At 72.4% G+C, this 26,805-nt stretch carries 21 protein-coding genes; 8 read left to right on the top strand and 13 right to left on the bottom strand.

Translation table 11 applies throughout. The features are described from left to right. Nucleotides 1-34: 34 nt before the first annotated feature. Entirely contained in the window at nucleotides 35-985 is a 951-nt protein-coding gene (locus CLV70_RS28145) for an NADP-dependent oxidoreductase (protein ID WP_106129618.1), read from the bottom strand. 84 nt (nucleotides 986-1,069) lie between these two features. Continuing rightward, entirely contained in the window at nucleotides 1,070-3,055 is a 1,986-nt protein-coding gene (locus CLV70_RS28140) for a substrate-binding and GGDEF domain-containing protein (RefSeq protein WP_106129617.1), read from the bottom strand. A gap of 324 nt (nucleotides 3,056-3,379) precedes the next feature. Between CLV70_RS28140 and CLV70_RS28135 the strand changes: the two genes are divergently transcribed. Then, nucleotides 3,380-4,783 carry an MFS transporter gene (locus CLV70_RS28135; protein WP_245908506.1) on the top strand — a complete coding sequence of 468 codons (1,404 nt, stop codon included), beginning with the start codon at nucleotides 3,380-3,382 and terminating at the stop codon, nucleotides 4,781-4,783. Continuing rightward, nucleotides 4,780-5,961, top strand: coding sequence for an FAD-dependent monooxygenase (locus tag CLV70_RS28130; RefSeq protein WP_106129616.1), 1,182 nt, complete (start codon nucleotides 4,780-4,782; stop codon nucleotides 5,959-5,961). The genes CLV70_RS28135 and CLV70_RS28130 overlap by 4 nt, the downstream gene beginning before the upstream one ends. Here the strand turns inward: CLV70_RS28130 and CLV70_RS28125 are convergent. Genes CLV70_RS28125 through CLV70_RS28115 form a run of 3 tightly spaced genes read right to left on the bottom strand, consistent with a single transcriptional unit; the run spans nucleotide 5,949 to nucleotide 10,023 of the window. Continuing rightward, nucleotides 5,949-6,629, bottom strand: a complete 681-nt coding sequence (locus CLV70_RS28125) for a response regulator transcription factor (RefSeq protein WP_106129615.1) — start codon at nucleotides 6,627-6,629, stop codon at nucleotides 5,949-5,951. The two genes, CLV70_RS28130 and CLV70_RS28125, sit on opposite strands and share 13 nt — an antisense overlap. After that, complete coding sequence (locus tag CLV70_RS28120; protein WP_211303909.1) at nucleotides 6,626-7,861, bottom strand: sensor histidine kinase; 1,236 nt, start codon at nucleotides 7,859-7,861, stop codon at nucleotides 6,626-6,628. Before CLV70_RS28120 ends, CLV70_RS28125 begins: the two co-directional genes overlap by 4 nt. 53 nt (nucleotides 7,862-7,914) lie before the next feature. After that, complete coding sequence (locus tag CLV70_RS28115; RefSeq protein WP_146164189.1) at nucleotides 7,915-10,023, bottom strand: nSTAND1 domain-containing NTPase; 2,109 nt, start codon at nucleotides 10,021-10,023, stop codon at nucleotides 7,915-7,917. A gap of 151 nt (nucleotides 10,024-10,174) precedes the next feature. On the opposite strand from CLV70_RS28115, the gene CLV70_RS28110 reads away from it, so the two are divergent. The 3 genes from CLV70_RS28110 (at nucleotide 10,175) to CLV70_RS28100 (ending at nucleotide 15,608) form a co-directional block, all read left to right on the top strand. Then, nucleotides 10,175-13,321 carry a carboxypeptidase-like regulatory domain-containing protein gene (locus CLV70_RS28110; protein ID WP_146164188.1) on the top strand — a complete coding sequence of 1,049 codons (3,147 nt, stop codon included), beginning with the start codon at nucleotides 10,175-10,177 and terminating at the stop codon, nucleotides 13,319-13,321. 110 nt (nucleotides 13,322-13,431) lie between these two features. Then, on the top strand, nucleotides 13,432-14,250 hold the full coding sequence (locus CLV70_RS28105) for a S1 family peptidase (protein WP_158277838.1): 819 nt from the start codon (nucleotides 13,432-13,434) through the stop codon (nucleotides 14,248-14,250). A 467-nt stretch (nucleotides 14,251-14,717) separates the two neighbouring features. After that, the gene (locus CLV70_RS28100; protein WP_106129611.1) at nucleotides 14,718-15,608 is read left to right on the top strand and encodes a hypothetical protein; all 891 of its coding nucleotides are present in this window, start codon (nucleotides 14,718-14,720) and stop codon (nucleotides 15,606-15,608) included. Between the two features lie 58 nt (nucleotides 15,609-15,666). Here CLV70_RS28100 and CLV70_RS28095 read toward each other — a convergent pair whose 3' ends face one another. From CLV70_RS28095 to CLV70_RS28080, 4 genes are all read right to left on the bottom strand, one after another. Continuing rightward, nucleotides 15,667-16,470, bottom strand: a complete 804-nt coding sequence (locus tag CLV70_RS28095; RefSeq protein WP_146164187.1) for a hypothetical protein — start codon at nucleotides 16,468-16,470, stop codon at nucleotides 15,667-15,669. 104 nt (nucleotides 16,471-16,574) lie between these two features. Continuing rightward, nucleotides 16,575-17,243 (bottom strand): response regulator, encoded by a 669-nt coding sequence (locus CLV70_RS28090; RefSeq protein ID WP_106129609.1) that lies wholly within the window; start codon nucleotides 17,241-17,243, stop codon nucleotides 16,575-16,577. Further along, nucleotides 17,240-18,778, bottom strand: coding sequence for a sensor histidine kinase (locus CLV70_RS28085; RefSeq protein WP_158277837.1), 1,539 nt, complete (start codon nucleotides 18,776-18,778; stop codon nucleotides 17,240-17,242). The genes CLV70_RS28090 and CLV70_RS28085 overlap by 4 nt, the downstream gene beginning before the upstream one ends. 54 nt (nucleotides 18,779-18,832) lie before the next feature. Then, nucleotides 18,833-19,201: a hypothetical protein gene (locus CLV70_RS28080; RefSeq protein ID WP_106129607.1), complete on the bottom strand. Its 369-nt coding sequence runs from the start codon at nucleotides 19,199-19,201 to the stop codon at nucleotides 18,833-18,835. A 246-nt stretch (nucleotides 19,202-19,447) separates the two neighbouring features. Here CLV70_RS28080 and CLV70_RS28075 point away from each other — a divergent pair, with 246 nt between their 5' ends. Further along, nucleotides 19,448-19,951 (top strand): hypothetical protein, encoded by a 504-nt coding sequence (locus CLV70_RS28075; RefSeq protein ID WP_106129606.1) that lies wholly within the window; start codon nucleotides 19,448-19,450, stop codon nucleotides 19,949-19,951. Nucleotides 19,952-20,028: 77 nt separating this feature from the next. On the opposite strand, the gene CLV70_RS28070 is transcribed toward CLV70_RS28075, so the two are convergent. From CLV70_RS28070 to CLV70_RS28060, 3 genes are read right to left on the bottom strand one after another with little or no spacing between them, the layout of a single operon-like run. Then, nucleotides 20,029-20,709 (bottom strand): response regulator, encoded by a 681-nt coding sequence (locus CLV70_RS28070; protein WP_106129605.1) that lies wholly within the window; start codon nucleotides 20,707-20,709, stop codon nucleotides 20,029-20,031. Nucleotides 20,710-20,755: 46 nt separating this feature from the next. Further along, nucleotides 20,756-21,892 (bottom strand): sensor histidine kinase, encoded by a 1,137-nt coding sequence (locus CLV70_RS28065; protein WP_106129604.1) that lies wholly within the window; start codon nucleotides 21,890-21,892, stop codon nucleotides 20,756-20,758. A gap of 34 nt (nucleotides 21,893-21,926) precedes the next feature. Continuing rightward, nucleotides 21,927-22,766, bottom strand: coding sequence for a CPBP family intramembrane glutamic endopeptidase (locus CLV70_RS28060; protein ID WP_106129603.1), 840 nt, complete (start codon nucleotides 22,764-22,766; stop codon nucleotides 21,927-21,929). A gap of 176 nt (nucleotides 22,767-22,942) precedes the next feature. Between CLV70_RS28060 and CLV70_RS28055 the strand changes: the two genes are divergently transcribed. Both CLV70_RS28055 and CLV70_RS41295 read left to right on the top strand, forming a co-directional pair. Beyond that, on the top strand, nucleotides 22,943-23,689 hold the full coding sequence (locus tag CLV70_RS28055) for a phosphotransferase family protein (protein ID WP_106129602.1): 747 nt from the start codon (nucleotides 22,943-22,945) through the stop codon (nucleotides 23,687-23,689). A 70-nt stretch (nucleotides 23,690-23,759) separates the two neighbouring features. Further along, entirely contained in the window at nucleotides 23,760-25,679 is a 1,920-nt protein-coding gene (locus CLV70_RS41295) for an alcohol dehydrogenase catalytic domain-containing protein (RefSeq protein ID WP_245908505.1), read from the top strand. Nucleotides 25,680-25,685: 6 nt separating this feature from the next. Here the strand turns inward: CLV70_RS41295 and CLV70_RS28045 are convergent, their stop codons facing one another. After that, nucleotides 25,686-26,738 (bottom strand): zinc-binding alcohol dehydrogenase family protein, encoded by a 1,053-nt coding sequence (locus CLV70_RS28045; RefSeq protein ID WP_106129601.1) that lies wholly within the window; start codon nucleotides 26,736-26,738, stop codon nucleotides 25,686-25,688. Nucleotides 26,739-26,805: the final 67 nt, after the last annotated feature.

Genomic DNA, 26,805 nt, shown 5'->3' with positions numbered 1-26,805 from the left:
CCCCGACGGTCGCGCGGACGCATCCGTGCAGCGGTCAGGTGAGCAGCACGATCCGCCCGCATGCGTGGCGGGTCTCGCTCAGCTCGTGTGCCGCCGCGACCTCGGCCAGCGCAAACGTCGCCGCGACCGGGATCCGCAGCCGCCCCGATCCGGCGAGCCGCACCGCGAGCCCGAGCCCGTGGACGGCGAGCGGATCGGCGCCGGAGCCCACCGCCTCGCCCGTCTCGCCCGAGGGTGCGCCGTGGGACAGGTGGACGCCGTACGAGGCCGCCTCGAAGTCGGCGATCGTCACCACGCGGGCCGCGTCCCCCGCGATGGCGATCAGGTCGGGCAGCGCCCCTCCGGCGCAGTCGAACACCGCGTCCACCCCGCGCGGCGCCAGCTCGCGGACCCGGTCCGGCAGCCCTTGACCGTACGTCGTGGGCACCGTGCCGAACGCACGCAGGAAGTCGTGGTGATGCTCGCTCGCCGTACCGATGACCGCCGCACCACGGGCGGCCGCGAGCTGCACCGCGACGCTGCCGACCGCCCCGGCCGCGCCGTGCACGAGAACGGTGTGCCCGGCGCCGACCCCCAGCCGATCCAGCACCCGGGTGCCGGTCTCGACGCTCCCGGCAGCGCCACCCGCCTCCGCCCAGCTCCACGCGGCGGGCCGGGGAGCCCACGCGCTCAGCACCGCGTACTCGGCGTTGGTGCCCCGCGCGGCCGGCGATGCCATGCCGAACACCTCGTCGCCGGCCGCCACCCCGGCGACCCCGGCACCGACCTCGTCGACCACCCCGGCGGCGTCGAACCCGGTCCGCCACGGGAACACGACGGGCACCACGTCACCCAGCCGCCCGGACCGGATCAGCACCTCCCCCGTCGACAACCCGGACGCCCGCACCGCGACGCGAACCTCCCCGGGCCCGGCATGCGGCGCGTCGACCTCGGCCACCCGCACCACCCCGGGCGGCCCGAACTCGGAGAAAACAACAGCTCTCATGACCCGCAACGTAACGGGACACCCCGTCCGGCCGGCCCGAAGTGAGAGCGCCGGCGACCCAAGTGAGAGAACGGCGGTGAACCGTCAGCAGGCGCCGTCGACGGGCGGGCGGGTGGAGATGCCGTCGTGCATGCAGGGTTCGAAGACCGCGCGGCTGCCCGTGCGGCGGGACTTGGCCCAGTACATCGCCGTGTCCGCGTCCCGGACCAGGGATTCTGCGTCCGTCACCGGGGTGTCGTGGGCGAGGGCGACGCCGATGCTGGCCGTCACCATGAGGTGCTGGCCGGCCAGCCGGTGCGGGCGGTTGAGGGCGGCCTGGAGCCGCTTCGCCATCGTCATCGGGGTGTGGCCGTCGTCGAGGGCGTCCAGCAGGACCAGGAACTCGTCGCCGCCGAAGCGGCCCGCGGTGCCGTGGCCGCCGAGTTCGGCGCGGAGGCGGGCGGCGACCTCCACCAGGATCTGGTCGCCGACCGCGTGGCCGTACGTGTCGTTGATCAGCTTGAAGCCGTCGAGGTCCACGAAGAGCACGGCCACGTCGGGCCGGCGCTCCGGTCCGGGTGCCATCGCGGTGGCCAGCAGCTGGAGGAAGTGGGCCCGGTTGGGCAGGCCGGTGAGGTGGTCGTAGAGCGCGCTCTCGCGCAGCTGTTCCTTCTGCTCCCGCAGCGTCCGCAGCACCGCCTGGTAGTCCAGCGCGACCGTCAGCAGCGCGGCCCACTGGTTGATGGGCTCGCGTCCGGTGGCCGCCTGCAGGTCCACCCGGTCCACGGTCGCGAGCAGCCCCCAGTCGCGGTTGCGGACGCGGACCGGGACGACGAACGTCAGCGAGCCCGGCTCGGCGCGGGCCGCGTGCAGGATCTCCTTGGGCGGGAAGCCGCTGGCCTTGACCGGCGGGAGCGGGGCCGCCGGCAACGCCGGGTCCGGCGCCGCGCGGTGGAAGTGCCCGACGATGTCGAGGGTCTGGTCCCCGGCGTCGGGCGTCTCGGTCCAGAGGCCGAGGCAGCCGGCGCGGGCCGACGTACGGCGCAGCCAGCCCAGCTTGCGGGGATCCTCCTCGTGGCTGCGCAGCAGGTCGAGGCTGATGTCGTACTGGCTGCTCAGGAACCGCTGGAGCCGGGTGCGTTCGCGGTACTGCATGCGGCCCTGCGCGCGCAGCGTCTCGGGCGAGCGCACGGCGTCGGCCTCGCTGTCCGGGAACTCCGGCGTGGGGCAGCCGCACGACTCGCGGACGACCAGCTGCGTCGCCACCTGATGCCGTTCGGGTGCTCCGCCCGTACCGTCGATGGCCGACAGCAGGACCCGCGCCGCGGTGGAACCGACCCGGAAGAGCGGCTGCCGCACAGTCGTCAGCCGCGGCTCGGTGAACGACGCGTCCGAGAGGTCGTCGAAGCCGACGATGGCCTGGTCGTCGGGGAGGCGGCAGCCGGCGCCGGTGAGCACCCGGATCACGCCGATCGCGTTGAGGTCGGTGCCGGTCACCACCGCCGTGGACGGCAGGCCCGCCGCGAGCATGGCGCGGGCGGCACCCTCCCCGCCGGCCCGCTGGTTGTCGGTGGCCTCGAAGATCAGGGCGGGATCGGGCGTGATGCCGTGCGCGAGCAGCGTGCGCCGGTACGTCTCGCAGCGTTCCCGCTGGTCCTGCGCGCCCATGAAGCCGGCGAACGCGATGCGCCGGTGCCCGTGCCGGATCAGGTGTTCGACGGCGGCGCGCACCCCGACCCGGTTGTCCGGGAACACGGTGTGGCAGTCCAGCTCGGGGAACTCGTGGCTGACCACGACGACCGGCCGGCCGGTGGCCTGGATCTCGTGCAGGTACTTGGCGCTCGCCGAGTTCACGATCACCACGAAGCCGGCGGCGTGCTCCCAGGCGAGCGGGTGCGGCGGGTGCGGCGGCTCGGCGAGCTCCAGCTGATCGGTGCCCGCGTCCAGGGTCTGCATGGCCACCACGGCCGCACCGGCGTCGGCCGCGACCTGCGCGACCCCCTCTATGACGCCACCGAAATACCAACCGCCGAGGAAGGGGGAGAGTACACCCAGGACGAGCCCGTCGCCGGGCCCTCCACTCTCGACCATCGTGCCCCTTCCGCGAGCCCTGGAGTAGTACGGAAGCACCCTGCCGACCGGCGCGCCGGCGCGCACGCATGGTACTCGCGACTACGCAGAGGAGACGATAACGCTACGGGCGTGTACCTCCGGCTGGCAAGGAGATGACACGTTGTCCCTTCAATGTCGCGTGTCGGACAGCATCTCGCGGGTGGTGCGTACGCACCAGGAACCGCTGGTGGCTCGTGCCGTCGCACCAGGCGGAGACAGTGACGGATGACGATGCCGCGCGGGACGTCCGGCGGAAGTGTGGAACGCGTCAGATCCTCAGCCCTCAGGTGGAAAGGAACTTCCGTGTCCACAACAGCGGTTCCCACGGCACCGCCGGTCTCCCCGGCCCGTCCCGGGAGGCGGGCCATCGGCGCCCTCGGCGTACTGGCCCTCTCCCTCGGCACCCTGCAGTCGGTGGTGGAGCCCGCGCTCCCGATGCTGCAACGCGAGCTGGGCGTGAGCCCCGCCGAGGGGGCGCTCGTCTCCAACGCCCTGCTCATCACCGGCGCGGTCCTCGCACCGGTCGCCGGCAAGCTCGGCGACCGCTACGGCGGCAAGCGGGTGCTGCTCTGGCTGATGGCCGTGGTCTCGACCGGCGGCCTGCTGGCCGGCCTGGCGCCGAACCTGCCCACGTTGCTGGCCGGCCAGGTCCTGCAGGGTGTCATGGTGGGCGCGCTGCCGCTCTCCTTCATCCTGGTGCGCAAGCATCTCTCGACGGGTGAGTCGCAGGCGGCCATTGGCGTGGTCCTCGCGCTCTTCACCGGCGGCGGCATCATCGGTACGTCGGTCGCCGGGCCGATCGCCCACGCGCTGTCCTGGCAGTGGATCTTCGCCCTGCCGACGATCGTGATCCTCACCGCGACGGCGGCCGTGGCCCGGCTGATGCCGCACGATCCCCCGGCGCCGTCCGACGAGCGGATCGACTGGCTCGGTGTGGCCCTGCTGAGCGTCACGCTGCTCGCGCTCATGGTGGGGCTCGTCGCGGTGACCGGCGGCCTGCCGCCGATCGGGATCGCCGCCGTCGTGGCGGTCGTGGCCGGCCTCGCCACCACCTGGGTGTTCGTCGAGCGCCGGGCCGCCTCGCCGATGGTCGACCTGCGGATGCTGGCCCGGCCGGCGATCCGGAGCGCGTTCGTCCTCACCTTCATCACGTCCGTCGCCTTCGGCATGGTGGTCCTCCTGCTCCCGCAGCTGTTCGCGGTGCCGGGCGACGGCCACGGCTTCGGGCTCAGCACCACCGACATCGGGCTGCTCCTGCTGCCCGGGGCGATCGCCGGCGCGGTCAGCGACTCGATCGGCGGCCTCGCCGCGCGGCGCTTCGGCTCGCGCGCCGTGGTCCTCACCGGCATCGGTGTCACCGCGGCCACGATGATCGTCCTGTCGTCGCTGCACGACGCGCCGTGGCAGCTCGCGGTCGCGAAGGTGCTGGCCGCGTTCGCCGCCGGCGCCGGCACCACGGCGCTGCTCGCCGGCACCGCGTCCACCGTCGACGCGAAGGACACCGGCATCGCCACCAGCCTCCTCGTGGTCACCCGGGTGTTCGGCATCATCGTCGGCTCCCAGGTCGCCGGCTCCATCCTCGTCGCCGGCACCGATCCGCTGACCGGGCTGCCGGCCGAGCCGGCGTTCGTCACGGGCTTCCTCGTCGCCGGCCTCATCACCACGCTGTCCATCTTCTTCCTCCGCAGGAACGGAGCCCGGTCATGACCACGGTTCTCATCTCAGGAGCCAGCATCGCGGGCCCCGCCCTGGCCTACTGGCTGCGCCGCGCCGGATTCGCCGTCACGGTGGTGGAGAAGGCGGACGCACCGCGCGACGGCGGATACCCGATCGACATCCGCGGCAGCGCGGTGGAGATCGTGCGGCGGATGGGGATCCTCCCGCGGCTGCGCGACGCCCACGTCGACATGCGGCGCGCCACGTTCCTGCACGCCGACGGCAGCGAACTGATCTCGCTGACCCCGGGCGGCGACGCCGGGGAGGGAGACCTGGAGGTGCGTCGCGGAGACCTCACCGCGAGCCTGTACGCGCTGGTCCGCGACGACACCGAGTTCCTGTTCGGCACCTCCGTCGACACCTTCGACCAGTCCGCGCACGGGGTCGACGTGACCTTCCGGGACGGGCGGCAGCGCACGTTCGATCTGGTGGTGGGCGCCGACGGCATGCACTCGCGTACCCGGGCCTCGGTCTTCGGTCCCGAGGAGCGGTTCCACCGCTACCTCGGGTACGGCTTCGCCATCTTCACCATGCCGAACAGCTTCGGGATGTCCCACGAGCTGGCCGTGTGGGCCACTCCCGGCCGGGCCGCCGCCCTCTACGCCGTCGGGGACGACGGCGAGCTGCACGCGTTCCTGAACTTCCACCGGCCCGAGCCGCCGTCCGCGGCCCTGCGGAACCCGCAAGCCCAGCGGGAGCTGGTCGCCACGACCTTCGCCGGCGCGGGGTGGAAGGTGCCGGCCATGGTCGAGGCCATGCGCGACGCCGATGACCTGTTCTTCGACACGGCGGGCCAGATCCGAATGCCGCGCTGGTCCAACGGCCGGGTCGCGCTCGCCGGGGATGCCGCGTACGCGCCGTCGTTCCTCACCGGCCAGGGAACGAGTCTCGCGCTCGCCGGCGCGTACCTGCTCGGCCATGCCCTGGCCACCGAGGACGACCACACCGCCGCCTTCGCCGCCTACGAGCGGGGGCTGCGCCCGTTCGTCACCCTGAACCAGGCGCTGGTCGACAACGGCGCGGCCACGCTGTTCCCCACCACCGAACGGGCCCTGGAACAGCGCAACACGATGCTTCGCGGCCTGCGAACCCTGCCGTCCGCCACGGCGCGGCCGGCCCACTCGGCCCTCGTGCTGCCCCCGCCGCCCGGCGGGGCTCAGGATTCCTGATCGGGCGTGGCCCGGACCAGGCCCGACCGGTACGCGATGACGACCAGCTGGGCCCGGTCCCGCGCCTGGAGTTTCGTCATGGCGCGCTGCACGTGGGCGCGGACGGTGAAGGGGCTGAGGAACATCCGCTCGGCGATCTCCTGGTTGGAGAGTCCGGTGGCGACCAGGGACACCATCTCCCGCTCGCGCGCGGTGAGCACGCCGAGCCGCTCGGGGATCCGGTGCGCCGGCTCCTCCGGCGTCGCCAGGAAGCGGGCGACCAGCGAGCGGGTCGCGGCGGGCGACAGCAGGGTGTCGCCCGCCGCGACCGTACGCACGGCGTCGAGCAGAGCCTCCACCCCGATGCCCTTGCCGATGAAGCCGCTGGCACCCGCGCGCAGGGCCCGGGCGACGTACTCGTCGCTCTCGTACGTGGTGAGCACCAGCATGCGGGTGGCCCGCAGGTCCGGGTCCGCGCAGATCTCCGACGTGGCGGTGAGGCCGTCGACCTCCGGCATCCGGATGTCCATGATCACCACGTCCGGGCGCAGCTCCCGCGCCAGCCGCACCGCCGCGCCCCCGTCGGCGGCCTCACCGACCACGGTGATGTCGGCGGCGCTGTCGAGGAGCAGCCGGAACGCCTCGCGCAGCAGGGCCTGATCGTCGGCGAGCAGCACCCGGAGCGTCACGGCGCTCCCCCGCCGGCCCTGCCGGGGGCGAGCGGCAGGCGGGCCCGGACGAGGAACCCGCCCTCCGCACGGCGGCCCGCGGAGAGGGTGCCCCCGGCCGCGGCGGCCCGTTCCCGCATTCCGATCAGGCCGTAACCGGGCGCATGGTCCGGGGCCGTACGGGCGCCCTTCCCGTCGTCCTCGATCGTGATGGTCACCCGATCACGCTCCCACGTGAGGCCGACGCGGGCCTCGCCGGCGCCCGCGTGCTTAGTCACGTTGGTCAGCGCCTCCTGCACGATCCGGTACGCCGTGAGGTCCGCACCGGGCGGCAGAGGCCGGGCCGTACCCTCCTGACGCACCGAGACCTCCAGGCCCGCGCCCCGGAACGAGTCGAGGAGCGCGGGCAGCTGGGACAGCCCGGGCGCCGGATCGGCGAGCGCGGCGGTGTCCCCGGACTGCCGCAGCAGACCGACCGCCGCCCGCAGCTCGTCGAGGGCCTGGCCGGTGGTCTCGACGAGCTGGCCGAGGCTCGTGCGGGCCTGCTCCGGGCGGACGTCGAACAGATGGGCGGCGACCGCGGCCTGCGCGTTCGCCAGGGTGATCTGATGCGCGACGAGGTCGTGCAGCTCCCGGGCGATCCGCAGCCGTTCCCCGGCCACCCTCCGCCGCGCCTCGCTGTCCCGGCTCTCCTCGGCCCGCCGGGCCCGGTCCTCCACCGCCGCCAAATACGCCCGCCGGTTCCGCACCGACCGCCCGAGCATCCCCGCCACCAGTGGAAACGCGGCCACCAGACCCATCCTGCTCGCGTCCTGCCAGGACAGCTGCGCGAGCGAGGAGAAGGCGGAGGCGACCAGCAGCGCCGCCGAGACGGCCAGCACGACCCCCACCGCGCGCCGCTCCACCCGCTCGGTGAGCGCGTAGTGATGGACGGCCACCACGGCGGGCGCGGCCACGAGCGGCGACAGGAAGAGCCCCGCCGGCTGGGCGAGCACCCCGGCCCCGGCCGCAACGACCACCACGGCCAGCGGCGCCCGCCGCCGCATGGCGAGCACTCCGCCCGACACCCCGGCAACGAGATACGCGGCCACCGCCGGCGCCGCGAGCGTGCCGTCCGCCTGCACCGCCCCGCCGAGCAGACACACCGCGAACGCCGAGGCCACGACCGCTGCCTCCCGCCACCACACCCCACGGGGCGGCGGCCCGCCCTCCCAGTCCAGCGTGGACGGATCAGCGCCCCCGAGTGCCCGCACAGTGACTCATCCCCGATGTCGGAATTGGCCGTACCCGTCAGAGGATATGCGGGTCAGGGAAGGGGTGTCAGGCGGAAGGCGGTGGCGTCCTCGGGGGACGTGGCGGTCGCGTCCAGGACGCCGGTGTGCCGGGGTGGGCCGCCGCGGCGGGCCGCCAGGTAGCGGTCGCGGCCGACCGAGAACAGCAGGGCCGTGCCGCCCGCCGCCGGGATCGTTCTCAGCCATTCGTACGGGCCCTTGCTCGCCGTGGAGAGCCGGACCGCCGCGTCCCCGGGCAGGCGGGGGCGGGCCGACACGAAACGGCGGTGCGCGGCGAAGCCTCGCAGCAGGAAGCTGTCCGGCCGGCGCGGGAAGCGGCACATCTGGAACTGCTCCCACGTGCCGTACGTGTCGGGGCGGGTCCGCGCCCGCAGCACCCCCGCGTCCGGTCCCTGATAGCCGTCCTCCGCGGCGACCAGCAGGCCCGTACGCACGTCGAGCAGCCCGACGGCCTCGCGCTCGCAGCGCATCGGTTCGATCATCCGGGCGCCACCGGCCGGCGCGACCAGGGCCAGCAGGCCGGTCAGGGCCGACGACAGCAGGCGGCGGCGGGAGCGGCGGCGGCGCAGGCGTTCCGCCTCGACGGCCTCGTGGGCGATGCTCTCGTCGACGAACCGGCGCTCCAGCGGGGTCAGCGCCGACCGCCACGACGGCGTGGCGGTCCAGCGGCGGGTCTGCGCGAGCTGGCTGCCGCGGTACAGGCTGCCGCGGTCGTACCCGAGCTCCTGCCAGACGGCCGCGGAGTCCGCGAGCCGCCGGTGGGCGCGCAGCGTCGCACGGTCCTCCTCCACCCAGCGGCGCAGCCGCGGCCACGCCCGGATCAGCGACTCGTGCGCCAGCTCGACGCTGCCGTGGCCGGTGGTGAGCAGCCGCGCGTCCACCAGCCGGTCGATCGGGTCGGCGGCGTGGACGTGCGACCGCGGTACGCGCCGGCCCCGTACCCCGGAAAGGTCGTCGAGGTCGACCATCCGGAGCAGGAGCCGGCGTACGGCCAGCCGCTCGCCGGCGTCGAGGTCGCGGTAGATGCCCTCGGCGGTGGCCGCGACCGCGCCGTCCACGCCGCCCGCCGCCTCGTACCCGTCGAGGGTGATCGTGGTGCCGCGGCGCCGGCGCCAGGCCTCGAGCAACGCGTGCGACGCCAGCGGAAGCGCGCCCGGGCGGCCGGCCACCTCGGCCACGATGGCGGAGACCAGGGCGCCTTCGACGCGTACGCCGACCCGATCCGCCGGTTTGACGACGGCCTCCCGCAGTTCGGCGGGGCTCATCCCGCCCACCAGCAGCTGCCCGTCCTGCATCGCGGCGAGCAGGTCGGGGAACTCGGCGAACCGCGGGTAGTGGTCGGCGCGCACCGCGAGGACCACGCGGGTCCTGTTGCCCGCCCGGCTCAGGGCGATCAGGGCGGCGAAGAAGGCCGCCCGTTCGCCGTCGGGCACGCCGGCGGAGAACGCGTTCTCGAACTGGTCGACGACCAGCAGCAGCTCGGAGGTCCCGCCGAGCAGCGCCTGCCGCACCACCAGCCCGGCGTGCGACGGATCGCCGGTCAGGTCGTCGAGCAGCGCCCCGGCCGGGACGCGGGCCAGGTCGGCCAGGCGCAGCGCGAGATCGGTCAGCGGGTGCTCCCCCGGCACCATCAGCACGGCCGGCCGGGGCATCGCCGCCATCAGCCCCGCGCGCACCAGCGAGGACTTGCCGACGCCCGACGGGCCGAACACCGCGACCAGCCGGCGCCGGGAGACCCGCCGCACCAGGTCGGCGACGAGCGCCGTACGGCCGAAGAACAGCTCGGCGTCGTCCTCCTCGAAGGGGGCGAGTCCGGCGTACGGCGGAGTGCCCGCGACCGGCTCACCCGGCTCGGCGACGTCCGTCCTGGCCAGCGCGCGCCAGCGGCTCTCCCACTCCGCGACGTCTCCGTGGCACGCGCGCACGTACGCGAGGGTGACCTGGAGGGTCGGGAGCCTGCGCCCGGACGCGGCCGCCGCGAGGGTCGCCGCGGAGAAGTTCGCCAGGACGGCCAGCGACCGGTACGACGGGTTTCCGGCCTTCTCCCGCAGGCACCGCAGTCCGATGGCGAACTGCACGAGGGGGTCACCGTTGTCGCTCAGCGCGCGCTCGGGCCGCGGCATGCCCACCTCCGAGGGGTCGTCCAGTTGCGTTCCGCCCCATTGTCCAAATAGGGCACACACCCGTTCCGCGTACGGCCAATCGCACGCGTCGATGCCTCCGAATCTCGGGTGCGCCGGTCGCACGAGCGGCCGGCGGGACGAGAGGTGGCGCATGTCCAGACTACGGAGCAGGCCGGCGACGGTCTGCGCGCTGGTCGCCGCGATGGTGGCGACCGGGGCGGCGGTGGCGCTCGGCGCCGGCCCGGCGGCCGCCGCGGAGGCGGACCAGTGGGGTTACGCGATGGTCGACGGCCGGTCGGTGGCGGCCGGCACGACGTTCACGCCGAGCGCGGCCCGGCGTGACAGCAGCACACACGGCGACATCCGGGCGACGAAGCGGGGCGTCGGTGACACCGTCGTACGCTTCGCCGGCCTGGCCACCCCGACCCTGGGCGTCGCACATGTCAGCCCGGTCGTGAACGCCTCGGCCGGCATCGTGCGCGACTGCCGGATCGGTGGCCCCTACGGCAGGGACGGCGCCGACGTCGTGGTGCCGGTGCAGTGCACGGATCTGCAGGGCAACCCGGCGGACGCGGCGTTCTCGGTGGCCTACACGGTGGCCACCGGCACGCTCACCCCGAACCCGGGCGCGTACGCCTACCTGGTCGCCGACCAGCCGGCCTCGGCGTCGTACCGGCCGGCGATCTCGGCGACCACCGGCACCGGGGTGGAGGCCGGCCGCACCGGCGTCGGCCTGACCCGGATCACGCTCAGCGGGGCCGATTTCCTCTCCGACGGCGGCAGCATGCAGATCACCGCCTACCAGGACGCCGCCCGGTGCGCGATGGTGGCCTGGCAGCGGTCGCCCGGCGGCGCGCAGTCGATCCAGATCACCGTCAAATGCGTGGACGTCAACCGCAACCCGGTCGACGCGCGCTTCACGTTCACGTTCATGCGGGGGCGTTCCGTTCTCGGCACGGCCGCCGGGACGTTCGGCTATCTGAACACCGACCGGGCCACGAACTCGCCCGACTCCTTCAACTCGAGCGGGGCGCTCAACCGCGTCTACCAGTATCCGAGCACCGACGACGTGCAGTTCCCCTTCCCGTCCGGCGGTGGCGGGCCGTTCCTGGTGCTCACGACGGCGCAGGGCACACCCGGCACGGTCTGCGGCAGCGACGACTGGAGCTTCCCGGCCGGACCGCCGTCGAACGTGAACGGCCGCACGTTCTGCGCCAACAGCACCTCGATCATGACGCCGGTCTTCGTCGCCGTCGTCGCCACCCAGGCGCCCCCGCTGGACCCGGACGTCGACGACCGGTCCAACCTGCGGCTCGACCTGGTCGGCCTCTACAGCAAGGCGTTCAACCCGGTGAACAAGGTGGTGCGGTACGAGCTGTTCGGTGAGGAGTTCTACCGGGACCCCGCGTTCACCAGGCTGACCGTCAACGGCACCGCCGTACCGGCCGGCAAGATGGCGGTCAACCCGACGGACGTGCAGTTCACCGGCGCCCTCGTCGACGGCCGCAACGTGCTCGAGTTCGACTCGATGGACTACCACGGGCGGCCGCTGCACCTGAGCCGCACGGTCTGGGCCGGCTCGTACACGCTGCACACCACGGTCCTGGAGGCGTCCGGCGCGCCGTACCAGGGTTTCGTCGAGGTCACCTTGACCACTGTGGACGACCAGTCGGTGTCGGCGACCGTGACGAGCACCAACGGCGTCGTCGACCTGCCGGACGTGCCGGCCACGACCGTCAACGTCAGCGCCCGCGCACTGAGCGGCGCCTACCGCGTCGGCGCCGCGGGCACGATGGGCAACGCGGGGTCAGTCACCGTGGTCCTGCAGGACATGGGCACGCCCAGCACCGTGGCCAACAACGACTTCAGCCAGGGGTACGCGGGCTGGGACGTCAGCAAGGCCCCGGTCGCGCTGGTCAACCACGTGGAGGGCAACTACCAGCCGGCCGCGGTCAAGGCGATGAGCGGCGCCGCCAAGATGGGCGGCGTGACCGCGAAGGCGGCGCCCGCGGGCAAACGGTCCGGCAGCCCGCCGATGAAACCCGCGCCCGTGTCGCCCACGAGCGGCAAGACCTCGAAAGCGGCTGCGGCCGGCGACGTGGATCTTGCCGTTTTCACGTACGGCCAGGGCGAACGGAGCGTGGTCCGCACCTTCCGCACGACTCCGGGCACGACCGATGTCCGCGTACGGTATCGCTTCATCACCACCGAGGTCCCCTACGGCTGGTACGGCAGCCAGTTCAACGACTATTTCCGGGTCCTCGCCCGCTCCCAGAGCTCGCAGGGGCTCGTCGGCGAGACCAACAGCATGAACGGCCTCGGCCTGTTCGCCTTCGACTATGCGACGGGCGCGACCGGCTGGCGCGACGTCCGCCTGCCGGTCAACCCCAACGGCGACGTGGTCCAGGTGTACGCCGGAGTCGCCAACGTCGCGGACCCCTACTACGACTCGGCGGTCGTCGTGGACATCGTCCAGGAGGCGGTCGGTCAGGTGACGCCGCGCCTCTCCTGGAATCCGAACAGCGGCGGACTCGACCTTCGCTACGCGGTCGATTACGGCAAGCTGACGCAGAACGCGCGGATCGACGTCTACTGGGCCCGGGGCACCGGGTACGAGAACCGGATCGGCAATGCCGTGCACAGCGTCACGGTGCCGGCCGGAACGGATGTCGGCACGTACACCCAGAACATTCCGGGAAGCAGACTCGACGGCGACCCGGACGGCGAAACGCATCTGATCGCGGTGGTGAGCCCCACCCGGGTGGACGCGATAGCCGACGTGGCGCTGGACCTGAGCGCCGTCGCACGCCATCCGAACGACACCGGGCTCGTCGACGCGATCAAGGACGGCATGCGGGTCGCGGGCCAGGCCGGCGCGACGGTGACCAGCGCCCTGCGTACCCCGCAGGATCAGGCCCGGGTCATGTTCAACAACCTGACCAACACCTCCCGCACCCTCGCCCAGAACATCCAGGCCCAGAAGAACATCTACGGCGCGGCGGGCGACGCGGTCATCGACGTCTTCGCCTCCCAGACCGCCTCGATGACCACGGTCCAGCAGGCGATCGCGGCCCGGGCGACGATCGAGGCGGCAATGCTCGCCAAGATCAACGAACTGGGCTGCCGAAACGTGTCCACGCACTGCGGAGACCCCGCGAAGACAACGGTCTTCGACGTCGCGTCGGCGCAATTCGGCACCAATGCCCAGCGCTTCATCGACGCGGTCACCCCCCGCGTCACCCGATTCCTCGATGAGCGGTCCAACAACGGCTGTTTCCACTTCGAACTGACCAACTGAACCACGTACCCGGTCCGCGACCTCGCCCTCGGGGTCGCGGACCGGCCGCCTGTGACCTGTATCACTGCTCTTTCCGCATCGTCCTCCGGATCACCGTCGTCTTGCCAACCGTGAGCCGATCGCCGGAACGAAGCATTGTCACGCGGGCCATAGCCATTGCCACGACGGCACTGTGCGCACTGGTCGCGGTCTGGCTGGCACCGTCGGCCGACGCCATCGTCGGCGGCAAGCCGGTCACCCGCGCCTATCCGTGGCTCGCGAACCTGAGCATGTCCGGCGTCCCCGACGCCGAGTCCCACATCTGCGGCGCCTCGATGATCACCGACCGGTGGGCCGTCACCGCCGCCCACTGCGTCGACTTCGGCGCCGAAGAACTGGCCCGGATCGAGGTACGGATCGGCAGCAACAACCGCCTCCGCGGCGGCGAGGTCCGCCGCATCCGGACGGCCGTCCAGCACCCCACCTTCCACGTCGACGAGGACACCGAGAAGGTCACGGGGGACATCGCCCTGATCCGGCTCTCCGCTCGCGTCGCGACACCGGCCGTACCGCTGGCCGGCAAGGTCCCGGCCGGAACCCGCACCCGCATCCTCGGCTGGGGAAACACCTGCTCCGACCCGCAACCCGAATGCGACGTCTTCCCCGCCGAGGCCCGGGAGACCGGCTCGTCCGTCGCGAAGGCGAACCGCTGCGACAACATCGACCCGGCCAAGGAAATCTGCACCGCCTACCCGGCCAAGGGAACCGGCGCCTGCTCGGGCGACTCGGGCGGCCCCCAGATCGTGGCCGACCGCAGCGGCCACTGGCACCTCGTCGGCGTAACCAGCCGCTCCGGCCACGGCGAAACGACCTGCGGCCAGGGAACCTCCATCTACACGTCGGTCGCGGCCTACCGCACCTGGATCACCGAGACCATCAAGCGCAACTGATCCCCGAAGCTCATCCACCGCACCCCGGGGAACTCGCCGCCTCGGTCGGTATGGGCACGAACCGGTGGCGCGGCCCCGGGAAGCGGCCCTCCAGGCATTCCACCATGCGCGCACCCGGGACCACGTCACCCGCCGAACCAGCGAGGGCCGCACGAACGCGGCACCATGGGCAGCCTGAAGCGCTACACCAGCAACCGGCCCTTTGGACCCTGCACGGTGCCGACTCGGTCGTCAGCGGCACGTGACAGCTACGGATGCATCTCGGTGCGTCAACACGATTCAGCAGAACGTGTGAGGGGTTCCGGGATGTGGGTAAGATCCCGTACGCCGAGGCGACGCCGGACGGGGCCGGCGACGGAATCGCGCTTCCTCTCGCTCACCGGCCACGGCGGCACCCGCCGGTGAACCTTGGCTATCTCCTGTCCGTTGCCCGTGGACGCAGCCGAGCGGAGCGGAGGCCTCGCGGAATGATGCAGCACGGGTTCACCCGGGTGCCTTACCAATTCCTGTTTCGGCTCGGCGAGATCGATCAGGCCGGCCTGGACGGCTTCGATCGGTTATATGACGCTTCGCCGACTCTGCGGGCGCACATCGCGGCGCTGAGTCGGTTCGACACGGTGCGGGGGGGGGTGATCACCCTGCCCCTCAAAGCGTCTGATCGCGGCACCTATCTCAGCGGCGACGGAACTATATTCGTCGATCGCCACGCGGCGGCGGCAGGCAGTCCGGTGGACCTGACACACGAGAGCTTTCATCTGCTCAGGCAATTCCAGGGCAATTCGGCTGTCATCCGGGCAGCAACAGATCGGACCATTACGGCGGAGGAGTTCGTGGAGATCGCGGTCGCCGAGGAGGCGGGAGGGATCGCGTTGGAGATGGTCGTTCAGCACGAGGCCGACCCCTCAGGGGTCAGCCACGACGAAAAGACCCGTTCGTTCTTCGACATGATGTACGCCCACTTCCCGGAGTCGACGGTAAACAGCGAGCTCATTGAGTCCGCAGCCTTTGTCTACTCATTCAGGCAATTGTTCGAGAATCCGAACTGGCGAAACAATGTGGAACTCAGCTCATTACCCGAGCATTACTGGCTCGAGTATCACGACTGGGTCGGACAGGATCCACCGCCGCTGCCGCGTTCCTTGCGTTCGGCACCGCCGATCAAGGATTTGTATCCGGTTCCCCGTGGGGTCGAAACCGTTCCCCGGCACCGAGACCCCGCGGTCCTGGGAGAATCCCTGACCTACGCCGCACGCCAACGTAGCTCGAGGAGGCCGGAGACGGAGCAACCAGCCCTCCCGGGCCGATCCGGTCAAGTCCGGGCATCGCCCAGGTCACGACACCCTCGCCGGTACTCATGACAAGACACCAGTTCACGCAGTTCGAGCGGCAGGCCTCTCCATCGACCTCAGCCTACGTTCACCGGGGCCCCGGATCACGCAGGGCCCGCACCAGATACCAGACACCGCCGAGGGCGGCGGGCGCGGCGATCAGCCAGGCGGCCCACCACACGCCGTCGCGCTGCCAGCCGATGAACGCCTGCACCGCGATGCTCAGGCCCACGAGCAGGCCGATGATGCGGGCCGGGCGGGTACGCCAGAACGGGTCCTGGCGGACGGGCTCGTCCTCCTGCAACCGGCGGGCGTACTCGGCGGCCGGGCCGAACAGCTCCGCGGGCGTGCGGCCGGACTCCTGCGCCCGGGTCCGGGCCTGCTCGGCGAGCTCGGCGGCGCGCTCCGGCGGCAGGTCGTAGCGGCCGATCAGCAGACCGGTCAGCCGGCCCGGCCAGTCCTCCGCGGAGTCCGGTCCCGCCGGCGCCTCCGCCTCCTCCTGCTTCGAGGAGCGCAGTTGCAGGGCCACGGCGATCGCCGCGACCGCCACGACGGCCGGTACGGGCACCGGGAAGAGGCGCTCGCGCTCCAGCGTCATGAACGCCGCCGCCGCGGCCGCGCCGAAGAGCACCGCCCCGAGGTAGCTGTACTTCACGAGGTGGGGGCGCCCGGAGGCGCGTACCGCCTGGGGAATGCCGGCGCCGCAGAAGAGCGCCACGACGAGCAGCGCGGTGCCGGCGAGGCCCGCGGCGGTCGCCGAGAAGGTCCACGTACGGTCGATCGCGGCGACGAGCAGGGATCCCGGGATCACCAGCACCGAGAGGTTGAACAGCTGTCCGCCGAGGTAGTCGCCCGGGGTCATGCCCTCGCGGTCGACAGGCGTTGTGGTCATCGTGCCTCCGGTCGCACTCGAAGTGATGACCCGAGTCTGGCCGCGGGCCGGGCCCCCGCGCGTCTGCCGCGCGTCGGTGCCCACCACAACGAAAGTGCGAGCCGTCAGGCCGGCGGGGTCTCCAGCAGGCCGGCGCGCTGGGCGAACATGGCGGCCTGGACCCTGTTCTCGCAGCCGAGCTTCGCGAACACGTGATAGACGTGCGTCTTGACGGTCCCCTCGGAGACGAAGAGGAGCCGGCCGATCTCGGCGTTGGACAGGCCCTGGGCGAGCAGGATGAGCACCTCGCGCTCCCGTTCGCTGAGCATGGCGACCTTGGCCAGGTCCTCGCTCGGCGCCGGGCGCGCGGCCGGGAGCCGGTCCAGGACCTGCTTCGTGATCTTCGGGGACAGGTACGCGTTGCCGGCCGCGGCGGCGCGGATCGCGTACTCGAGCTCGTCCGCGGCGGACTCCTTGAGCAGGAAGCCGGCCGCCCCGGAGGCCAGCGCCTGCGCGACGTAGTCGTCCTGGCCGAAGGTGGTCAGCACGACGATCCGCACGGCGGGCACCAGACGCCGGATCTCGCGGAGCGCGGCCAGGCCGTCGAGGACCGGCATCTGGATGTCCAGCAGCGCGACGTCCGGCCGGTGCCGCAGGGTCAGATCGATCGCGGCCCGGCCGTCGGCGGCCTGGGCGATCAGCTCGATGCCCTCCGCCGGCCGCAGGATGGCGTCGATCGCGGTCCTGATCAGCGAGTCGTCGTCGGCGAGCAGCACCCGCAATGGCTCGGTCATGACGGCTGCCCCCGGATGATCTGCTTGTCGACCAGCATGTCGTCGCGGAAGCAGAACCGGTAGCTCAGATCGCCGGTCTCCTCCCGCAGTTGCTCCGGGAAGGATGCCATGTAGTCGAGGCAGTCCGTGCCCGGCACCGGGGTGCCGGCCCCTTCGTCGGGGAGCATCGCCCGTACCTCCCGCTCCGATTGACCGACCCGGACCGCCTCGTAGGTGTCCCGGTCGACGACGACCGTCACCGAGATCAGCCAGATCCCGGCCCCGCACAGCAGGAGGAACGCCGCGAGGGACAGCGCGGTGACGGCCAGGACGATCCGGGACCGGCGGCTGTGCCGGTCGATCACGTCCTCGAAGTCGGCCACCACCGGCGGAGCCGGGCTCTCCGCGGCCGCGGGAGCGGCCTCGTCGCTCAGGTGGGGCAGCGTGGCGGCCAGCCGGAAGCCGCCGTCCGGGGTCGGCCCGTGGTAGAGCATGCCGCCCGCGATCCGGACCCGTTCGGCGAGCCCCAGCAGCCCCTGCCGGCTGCTCGCCCGCACCACCCGCTGCCCGGCCGTGTTGGTCACCGCGGCGATCAGCGCATCGGGCTCGTAGCGCAGCAGCAGGGTGATCGCCCCGCCCTGCGCATGCCGCAACGCGTTGGTCAGACCCTCCTGGATCACCCGGTACGCGGCGTGCTCGGTGAGCGACGCCTCCGGCCGCGGCTCACCCTCGCGGACCAGCTCCACCCGGGCGCCCGAGGCCCGCGCCTGGGCGGCCAGCGTGTCGAGGCCGGTCAGGGGGCGTACCGACGTCTGCGGGTCGTCCTGGCCGAGCAGGCCGAGGATCTGGCGCAGCTCCGACATGGCCGCGGAGGAAGTCTGCCGTACCAGGTCCGCGGTCTCGGTGTTCCGCTCCCCGTCGGCGGTGCGCAGCATGGACGCGTACAGGGAGATGAGGGTGAGTTTGTGGCCCAGCGAGTCGTGCATGTCGCGGGCGATCCGCGCCCGTTCCCGGGCCTGCGCCTGCCGGGCGATCTCCTGCTGCTCGCTGTGCAACTGCACGTTGCGCCCGTGCATCGCCGCGATCAACGCGCGCCGGCGCCGCACCAGCCGGGCGATCCCCGCGGGCAGCACCGCCAGCACGACGAAGAACGCGGAGTCGAAGACGACCCAGTCCAGGGTCAGCGGCTCCTGCCAGGCGGTGGCCGCCGTGTAACAGACCCACGCCACGGCCAGCCCGGTGGCGATCTGCCACCACCGGGCGACGCGATAGCTGAACGAGGCGCTCAGCACGATCAGCATCAGCACGCCCGATCCGCCCGTGGCGAGGCCGACGACGGCCGCGGCGAGATAGGCGGTCAGGGGATGCGTCAGCCGCAGCACCATGATGGCCGGCGTGGTCACCCCGACCAGCCAGGGCGCGAGCGGATACCAGCCGGCGGCGACCGACGGCACCACGGCCGCGACGGTCATCAGCGCCACCAGGCCGGCCTCGTAGAACAGCCGCCACGCCGTGGTGACGCCGGCGCGCTCCCGCCACCGGGCGATCGTGGTCAAGGTGGTCCCGTCCTTTCGACTGCCTGGCATTGTGACCGGCGGATGCCGCTGCCGTCACTCGGGGATGGTGAGCGGGCTCTTCTTGACGAGCTTGCCGTCGGCGAAACAGAAGCGCCACAGCTCCGCGCCGTCGGCGGGGAACGGCTTGATCGTGTGGTAGATGCACGTCGCCCCGGCCGGCAGGCCACCCCGCCCGGGGTCGCCGGGGTAGAGCTCCTCGTCGCTCAGATCGGTCAGCGGCTCGGGCAGCGCCGCCCGCACCGCGGCCTCCGGGGCGCCCACCTTCTGGGCGTCGAACTGCTGCTGGGTGACCCCGGTCTTGACCAGCTCACGACCGAGATCCACCGCGCGGTAGACGATCAGGCCGAGGCCGCCGCAGACGACGGCGAGTACGACGGCAACGACGATTAGCGCTTTCCGCATGGCATTTCCTCCGTTGAGGTCCGATGCCACAAGCCTGTCGGGAAGCGGCCCGCGCGTCGTCAGGACTTCGGGAGAACCCGGCCGCGGGACCGCACAACGAAAGTCGCAGGGGCGGGCGCCGCGAGTTGTCCGGCGTTGTCTGACGTCCGTTGTCAGGCGGTGCCACCCGGAAGCAAGACAACCCGCCGCTCGCTAGACATGCACCCAGCGGGGGCGCAGCGCCTCCCGCCGATCAAGGGGGAAACAATGATTCGCAGACGGCTCGGCGCGCTCCTCGCGACGCTGGCCCTGGGCCTCGCCGGCGGCACGGTCGCCGCGGCACCGGCGCAGGCCGCGTCCTTCTCCTGCGGGGCCCGGTACTTCCTCAAGGCCGCGGCGGTCGACCGCTACCTGTCCGTCGAACCGTCGGACGGATTCGTGTACGCGGACCGCACCGACCGGGGCTGGTGGGAACAGTTCCAGGTGTGCCGTGACTCCTCGTGGAGCTCGCAGTTCTTCGTCCTCAAGTCCGAGGCGATGAGTTCGAAGGAGGGCGGCGCCGCGTACATGGAACGGATCGCCGGCTCCGTCCAGGTGTCCCGCCACACCCTCACCGGCAACGACCTGTTCCAGTGGAGCGGGGACGGCAACCCGTACCGCGGCCTGGTCCACGCCGAGACGGGCAAGTACGTCACCGCCGAACGCCCGCAGATGATCACCCTGGGCCCGGCCAACCTCGGCTGGTATCAGGCGCTCTACCGCGAGTCCTGACAGGGCGGGGCCGCCGCGGAGGGGCCGGCGGCCCCACCGGGCCGGGTGCGTGCCGCAGCGCGTGGCGCGCACCCGGCTCAGCCGTCGTCCGGTCCCAGGCCGATGCGGTACGCGAGGATGGCCACGTGGACGCGGTCCCGCAGGCCCAGCTTGGCGAGGATCCGGGACACGTACGTCTTGACCGTCTCGAGCGAGAGGACCAGCCCGGCGGCGATCTCGGCGTTCGAGCGGCCGGCCGCGATCTGCTTGAACACGTCGACCTCGCGCGCGGTCAGCGCCCCGATGACGGTGTCCCGGGCGGGCGACGAGGTGTCCGGCCGGAGCCGCTCGGCGAAGTGCCCGATCAGCCGGCGGGTGACGGCGGGGGCGAGCAGCGAGTCGCCGCCGGCCACGGTACGGATGCCGTCCACCAGCCGCTGGTACGGGGCGTCCTTGAGGAGGAATCCGCTGGCACCGGCGCGAAGGGCCGCATAAACGTACTCGTCGACGTTGAACGTGGTGACCACGAGCACCTTGACCGGCTCGGCGACCTCGGGGCCGGCCAGGCACCGCGTCGCCTCGATGCCGTCCATGACCGGCATCCGGACGTCCATCACGGCCACGTCCGGCCGCAGCAGGCCGGCCAGCCGCACCGCCTCGTGTCCGTCCGCGGCCTCGCCGACGACCTCCAGATCGGGCTCGGCGGAGAAGATCGTGGCGTACCCGCTCCGGACCGTCTCCTCGTCGTCACAGAGCAGCACCCGGACCGGGCCGGTCATCGGGCCTCCCCCGCCGGAGTCGCGGGCCGCGTCCGGACCGGGCCGGTCATCCGGCCTCCCCCGCCGGGATCACGGCGCGCACCCGGAAGCTGCCGTCCGGGCCGAACCCGGACACCAGTTCCCCGTCGAGCTGGCGGACCCGCTCCCGCATCCCGGCCAGTCCCCTGCCGCCGGAGGCGGGCACCGCCGCGGTGGCCGCCACGCCGGTCGTGGTGACCTCGATCTCGACCTCCCGGCCGCCGTTGCGCACCAGCACCGTGGTCGGCTGCCCGGTGGCGTGCCGGGTCGCGTTGGTGAGCGCCTCCTGCACGACGCGGTACGCGGCCAGCTCCACGGCGACCGGCAACGGGCGCTCCCCCTCCGGTCCGGCCCACTCGACCGGCTGCCCGGTCAGCCGCGCCTGCTCGACCAGGTCGGCGATCCGGCCGCCGGCGGGCACCCGGTCCGGCGGCGGTTCCTCGCCGGTGGCCTCGAGGGTGTCCAGCAGGGCGCGCAACTCGGTCAGCGCCCGGCGGCCCGTCGTGCTGATGCCCGCCAGGCCGTCGGCGGTGCGGCCCGGCATCCCCCCGAGCTGCACCCGCGTCGCATCGGCCTGGATCACCATGGCCGTGACGTGATGGGTGACGACGTCGTGCAGCTCGCGGGCGATCCGGGACCGCTCGGCGGCGGAGGCCACCTCGGCCGCCAGGCGGCGATGCGCGGCCTGCTCCGCACGCCACCGCCGGACCCCGCCCCCGATCCACCAGATCGCCACCAGCACGAGGTAGAACGCCGTGAAGTCGAGGACGTGCTGGGCTGATCCGCGTGCGTGCAGCACCAGGCACAGCACGACGTAGGTCGCGCTGACGGCCACGGCGAAGGCGCTCCGCCGTGCGGCCAGGTGCGCGCCGGCGGCGTACACGGCGAACAGCATGGCCGTCTTCGCGAACGTGTCGGGATGTCCGAGGACCTGGCCGGCCGCCCAGGAGCCGCCGCTCAGCGCGAGGCAAACCGCCGGGAAGCGGCTGCGCACCGCCAGCGGCAGGCACATGCCGAGGATCAGCGCGACGTCGACCGCCGCCGCGGCGGCACCGGGCGCCCGGGCGTCGGGAAGGTCGCCGATCTCCGGGCCCAGGTGCGACACCGTCGGCACGAAGGCCAGCAGGGTCACCACGGCCGCCAGCGCGACGTCCTTCAGAGACATCGGGAGGGTCCGCCATCGCCGCACCCGAGGGAGTCTAGTGAGGGGCTTGACCCCGGGATACCAGACGGCCGCGGCGGCGGGCCGCGAGCAGCATCGGTACGGCGAGCAGCAGGCTCACGAGGACCGGGACCAGCGACGCCTCGAGCCCGAAATCGCCTCCGGTCAGCAGTTCGGGCCCGGTCGGCCGGGTGACGAGCACGCCGTCCGCCGGGTGACCGGACACCGGGATGCCCAGCAGCCCCACCGCGGTGTTCCAGGCGAAGTGCAGGCCCACGGCGAACCAGAGGTTGCGCCGCCACAGGAACGCGGCCCCCAGCAGGACACCGGCCTCGACGGCGATCGCGATGGAGCTCCACAGCGTCGCCCCCGGGTTGGCCAGGTGCAGCAACCCGAACAGCAGCGCGGTGACGCCCAGCGCCACCCAGCTGCCGGCCATCCGCTCCAGGGCCTGCAGGAGCAGACCGCGGAACATCAGCTCCTCGGTGACCGCCGCACCCAGGGAGGTCGCCGCCATGCTCGCCGTGACCGGCACCAGATCGCCCGCGGACCGGCTGAACTCGAACTCGCTGAGCACCGCCAGGATCGACACCCCGATGAACAAGACCCCGAACAAGGACCCGAACAAGAATTGGGGTACGGCGTGCCGCCCGGCGATCTCTGGAGTCTCCCGGCGCGCGACGCGGTGCATCACCAGCCGGTAGACGACGACCGCGGCGACCGCGCCGACGAGACCGAGGACCGGCCCGCCGAGCGAGAACGTCGAGGCCGCCGCGACGCCGACGATGCCCACCAGCATCCACACGACCGGCAGCCGCAGCAGGCGTCCGTCCCGCCCCGGCCGGCCCTCCGTGCCCGGCCTCGACAACGCGCTCATCCACTGCCTCCCGTCGAGCCTGAGGCGCGCCCGGTCCGGCGGCCCGTCGCTGGACTCTAGGGAGACATCCGGCCGGGCGAGTCACCCGCGGGAGGACATCCGGGGTGGCACTTTCGAGCGACCCGCCGCCCGTAAATCCGGCGACATCGGCGGCCGTCCCCCGTCAGGATGGCCGGGTGGAAGAGGTCGAGGTCGTCGTCGCCCACAGCCAGCGCGCGACGCTGCGTGTCGGCGACGTGTTCCTGAAGATCGACGGCGATCCGGCGCACGCCGCCGTCGAGGTGCGGGCGATGGCCACGGTGCCGGTGCCGACCCCGCCGGTCCTCTGGCACGAGCCACCGGTGCTCGCGATCGCCGCCGTACGGGGAGAGGCCCTCGGTGTTCTCGGCGAACCGTCGCCCGCTTCGCCGGCGGCGTGGGCCGCGGCGGGTGCCGCCGTACGGAAGCTGCATGATGCGCCGTTGCCGCCGTGGCCCGGCACGAGGCTCGACGACCTCGCCGCGGAGCTCGACACCGAGTGCGCGTGGCTGCTCGCCTCCGGCGTCCTGCCCGCCGAGGTGGTCCGGCACAACCGGGAGATCGCCGAGGCCGCGCTCCGCCCGTGGAACCCGGTGTTCATCCACGGCGACCTGCAGATCACCCACGTGTTCGTCGACGGCGACGAGGTCACCGGCATCATCGACTGGTCCGAGGCCGCCCCCGGCGACGCCATGTTCGATCTCGCCACCCTCACCCTCGGCCACGAGGAACGCCTCGACGACCTGCTCGCCGGCTACGGCGACGACGTGGACCGCGAGGTGATCCGCGGCTGGTGGTCGCTGCGGAGCCTGACGGCGTCGCGCTGGCTGATCGAGCACGGCTTCGACCCGGACTCGCCCGGCTGCGAATTCGACGTACTCAGGTCCCGCCTGCGCGACGCCTGACTCACCACCACCTTCCGGACACCCGCCGTACGCCATGCCGTTCGTGCATGCCGCGGATACGGAACAGGTCTTGGACGCGTACGCGGGAGCGTTCGTAGCGTCTCCCCATGGCATCCCCTCTCGATTCCGGAACGGCGCTCACGAGTTCTTCGAGCAGCTCGACTGGTTCCGGCGGGAGGACTGCGAGCGGCTGCCCGAGGAACTCGCCTGGGCGCGCCGGGAGTGCCCGGTCGTGCCTTCGGGGTTCGACGGCGGCCAGTATGTGGTGACCCGCTACGACGACCTGCGGACGGTAGGCGAGCACCCGGAGATCTTCAGCTCCACGACGCCGGGCGTGCAGCACGTGCCGGTGGCGCTGCCCCCGCTGGACCTCGATCCGCCGCTGCACCGCGATTTCCGGCAGTTCCTCAACCCGTACTTCTCGCGGTCCTTCCTGAGCCGCTACCTCCCGCGGATGCGGGAGCTGGCCGATTCCCTCATCGACGGAGTGATCGATCGGGGCCGGCTCGAATTCGTCAGCGAGTTCGCCATCCCGTTCACCGCCGGCTCCCTCGCCCGGGTCGTCATCGACGACGACGATCCGGACCGCATGGAGCGGGCCGTTCAGGCCGTCACGGGTGTGGCCACCGGCGACCCGAGCGCGTTCGAGAGGGTGGCCGGAGCCGCCGCGGAAATCCTGTCGGAGCGCTCCGCCGGACCGGCCGGCCACGACGACGTCCTGCAGTCGCTGATCACCGCGCGCGTCGGCGAGGGCCGCCCGCTCACCCTCGACGAGCAACTCGGTGTGGTCACGGTCCTGCTGCTCGGCGGGCTGGACACGACCCGTGGCGCGATCGCCCACATCGGCCGGTTCCTCGCCCAGCTACCCGGTTTCGAGCAGCGGCTACGCCGGCCGGAATGGGTCAGGAGGGACCTGGAGGAGATCCTGCGGCACGCGTCGACCGTGTCGGTCATGGGCCGCACGGTCGTCGAGGCTACTCAGATGCAGGCTGTCGTCGTACCCAAGGTGAATGCCCGCTGGGAACTGCAGAGCGTGGGCCGGCCCGAGGCCGGCCCCAATCAGGTGCTGGTACGCGTCCACGCCTGCGCCATCTGCGGTACGGACGTGTGGATGGCGAACGGCACGTTGTCGTTCCGCGAGTTCCCGCTGGTCCTCGGGCACGAAGGCGTCGGCGAGGTGGTGGCGGTCGGCGCGGGCGTCACCCAGCGCAAGATCGGCGACCGGGTGGGCATCCCGATGGTGCAGAAGCGGTGCGGCAAGTGCGACTTCTGCCGCGAGCAGCACCCGAACAGCTTCGTCACCGCCGCGAACTGTGCCGCCCCGATCCTCACCGGCGTCAACGTCGACGGCGCCCACGCGGAATACATCGCCGCCGACGTCGACGGCACGGTGCTGTTGCCGGACGCCGTGCCGTACGAGCTGGCCGCGCCGACCCTGTGCGCCGGCTTCACCGTCTGGGCGGGGCTGCGCCGAGCGGAGGTCAAGCCGTCCGGCCGGGTCGCCGTCGTCGGCATCGGCGGTCTCGGCCACCTCGCGATCCAGTACGCGAAGGCCGCCGGCTATCACGTCACCGCGGTCACCCACAGCCTCGGCAAGCGGGACCTCGCCCGGCAGCTCGGCGCGGACGAGGTCGTCACGGACGGGGCGGGACTCAAGGCCGCCGGCGGCGCCGACCTGATCATGCACACGAGCAGCAACCACGCCGCCGTGGCCGGCGCGATGGAGGGCCTGCGCCCGTGGGGCAAGGTCGTCATGATGGGCATCGCCACCGATGAGATGACGCTGCCTGCGCTGCCGCTGGTGTCCCACAGCTACCAGATCATCGGCTCCGCCCACAACGGCTTCGAGTACCTCGCCGAGGCCCTCGACTTCGTCGCCCGCGGCGCGGTCACCCCCATGATCGAGGTCTTCACCAAGGAGCGCGTCGCGGAGGCCTACGAGAAGGCCGCCAACGGCGACATCCGGTTCAAGGCAGTGGTGACCTACTGACCACCGTCAGAGCGTCACGACGATTTTCTGGGCGCAGACGCCCCGGCGCAACCGATCGAGGGCCACGGGAATCCGGTCAAGACCAACCCCGACGACCATTGCTTCGGGTACGGCCCGGAAGCGCTCGGCGGCCAGGGCGGCCGGCAGGTAATCGGCGTAGATGCCGGGTCCCACCTCGTTCCCCTTGAGCGTGCCACCCCAGATGCCGCTCACCGTGACGCCGCGACGGCGCCGGCCGAGCAGGCCGAGCCGGATGACGATCGCCGGCTGGGCGGACGCGACCCGCCGGCGGCCGGGCACTCCGGCCGCGACGGCGAGGCAGCGGGGCAGCGACCCGGCACCGATGGCCAGGACGCCGGCCAGGGGGCTGTCGCCGATCGCGGCTATCACCCGGCCGGCGGCGTCACGGCCGTGATAGTCGGCGACCTCCGCGGCGCCCAGGGCGCGGAGGCGGTCGAAGTTGTGGGGAGAGGCGGTGGCCACGACGCGGTAGCCGGCGGCCCGGGCGAGCTGAATCGCGTTCATGCCCACGCTGGTCGAGCCGCCCCAGACGAGGACGGTCTCGCCGCGCTCGGGCGGCTCGGCCGTGGGCAGCGGCAGGCCGAGATGATCCGCCTGGAAAAGTCCGGTGGCGGCGGTGGAAAGGGCCAGCGGCAGCACCGCGGCCTGTGCGAAGGAAAGCTCGTCGGGAATGGGGGAAACCATGTGCGCCAGCAGTACGCAGTAGTGCTGGAAAGCCCCCTCGGCGGCCCGGTTGCGATCACGTTCCACGCCCACGGCATGGCCGACGACGCGGTCGCCCGTACGCAAGCGGGTCACGCCCGCACCGACCTCGACGACCTCGCCGGCCACGTCCGAACCGATGACCGCGGGAAAGGTGAGCCACGGAAAGACCAGGCGATACGCGACGCCGGGGCTGCCGTCGACCGGGTTCACGGCGACGGCGCGGACCCGCACCACGACCTCGCCCGGCCCGGCGGGCGTGCGGGGTGCGGGTCCGACCCGGAAAGCGGCTCCCGGCCTGCGGAGCCACAGCGCGGTATTGCTGATCGAAGGCATGGAGAAGACCGTAGAAGTGCTCGCGCGTACGCGTCCAAGACCTGTTCCGTATCCGTTTTATGCGCGA

It is taken from the genome of Pseudosporangium ferrugineum (genome assembly GCF_003002065.1).
Taxonomy (GTDB): domain Bacteria; phylum Actinomycetota; class Actinomycetes; order Mycobacteriales; family Micromonosporaceae; genus Actinoplanes; species Actinoplanes ferrugineus_A.
This window is presented reverse-complemented; position numbering and strand designations above follow the sequence as displayed.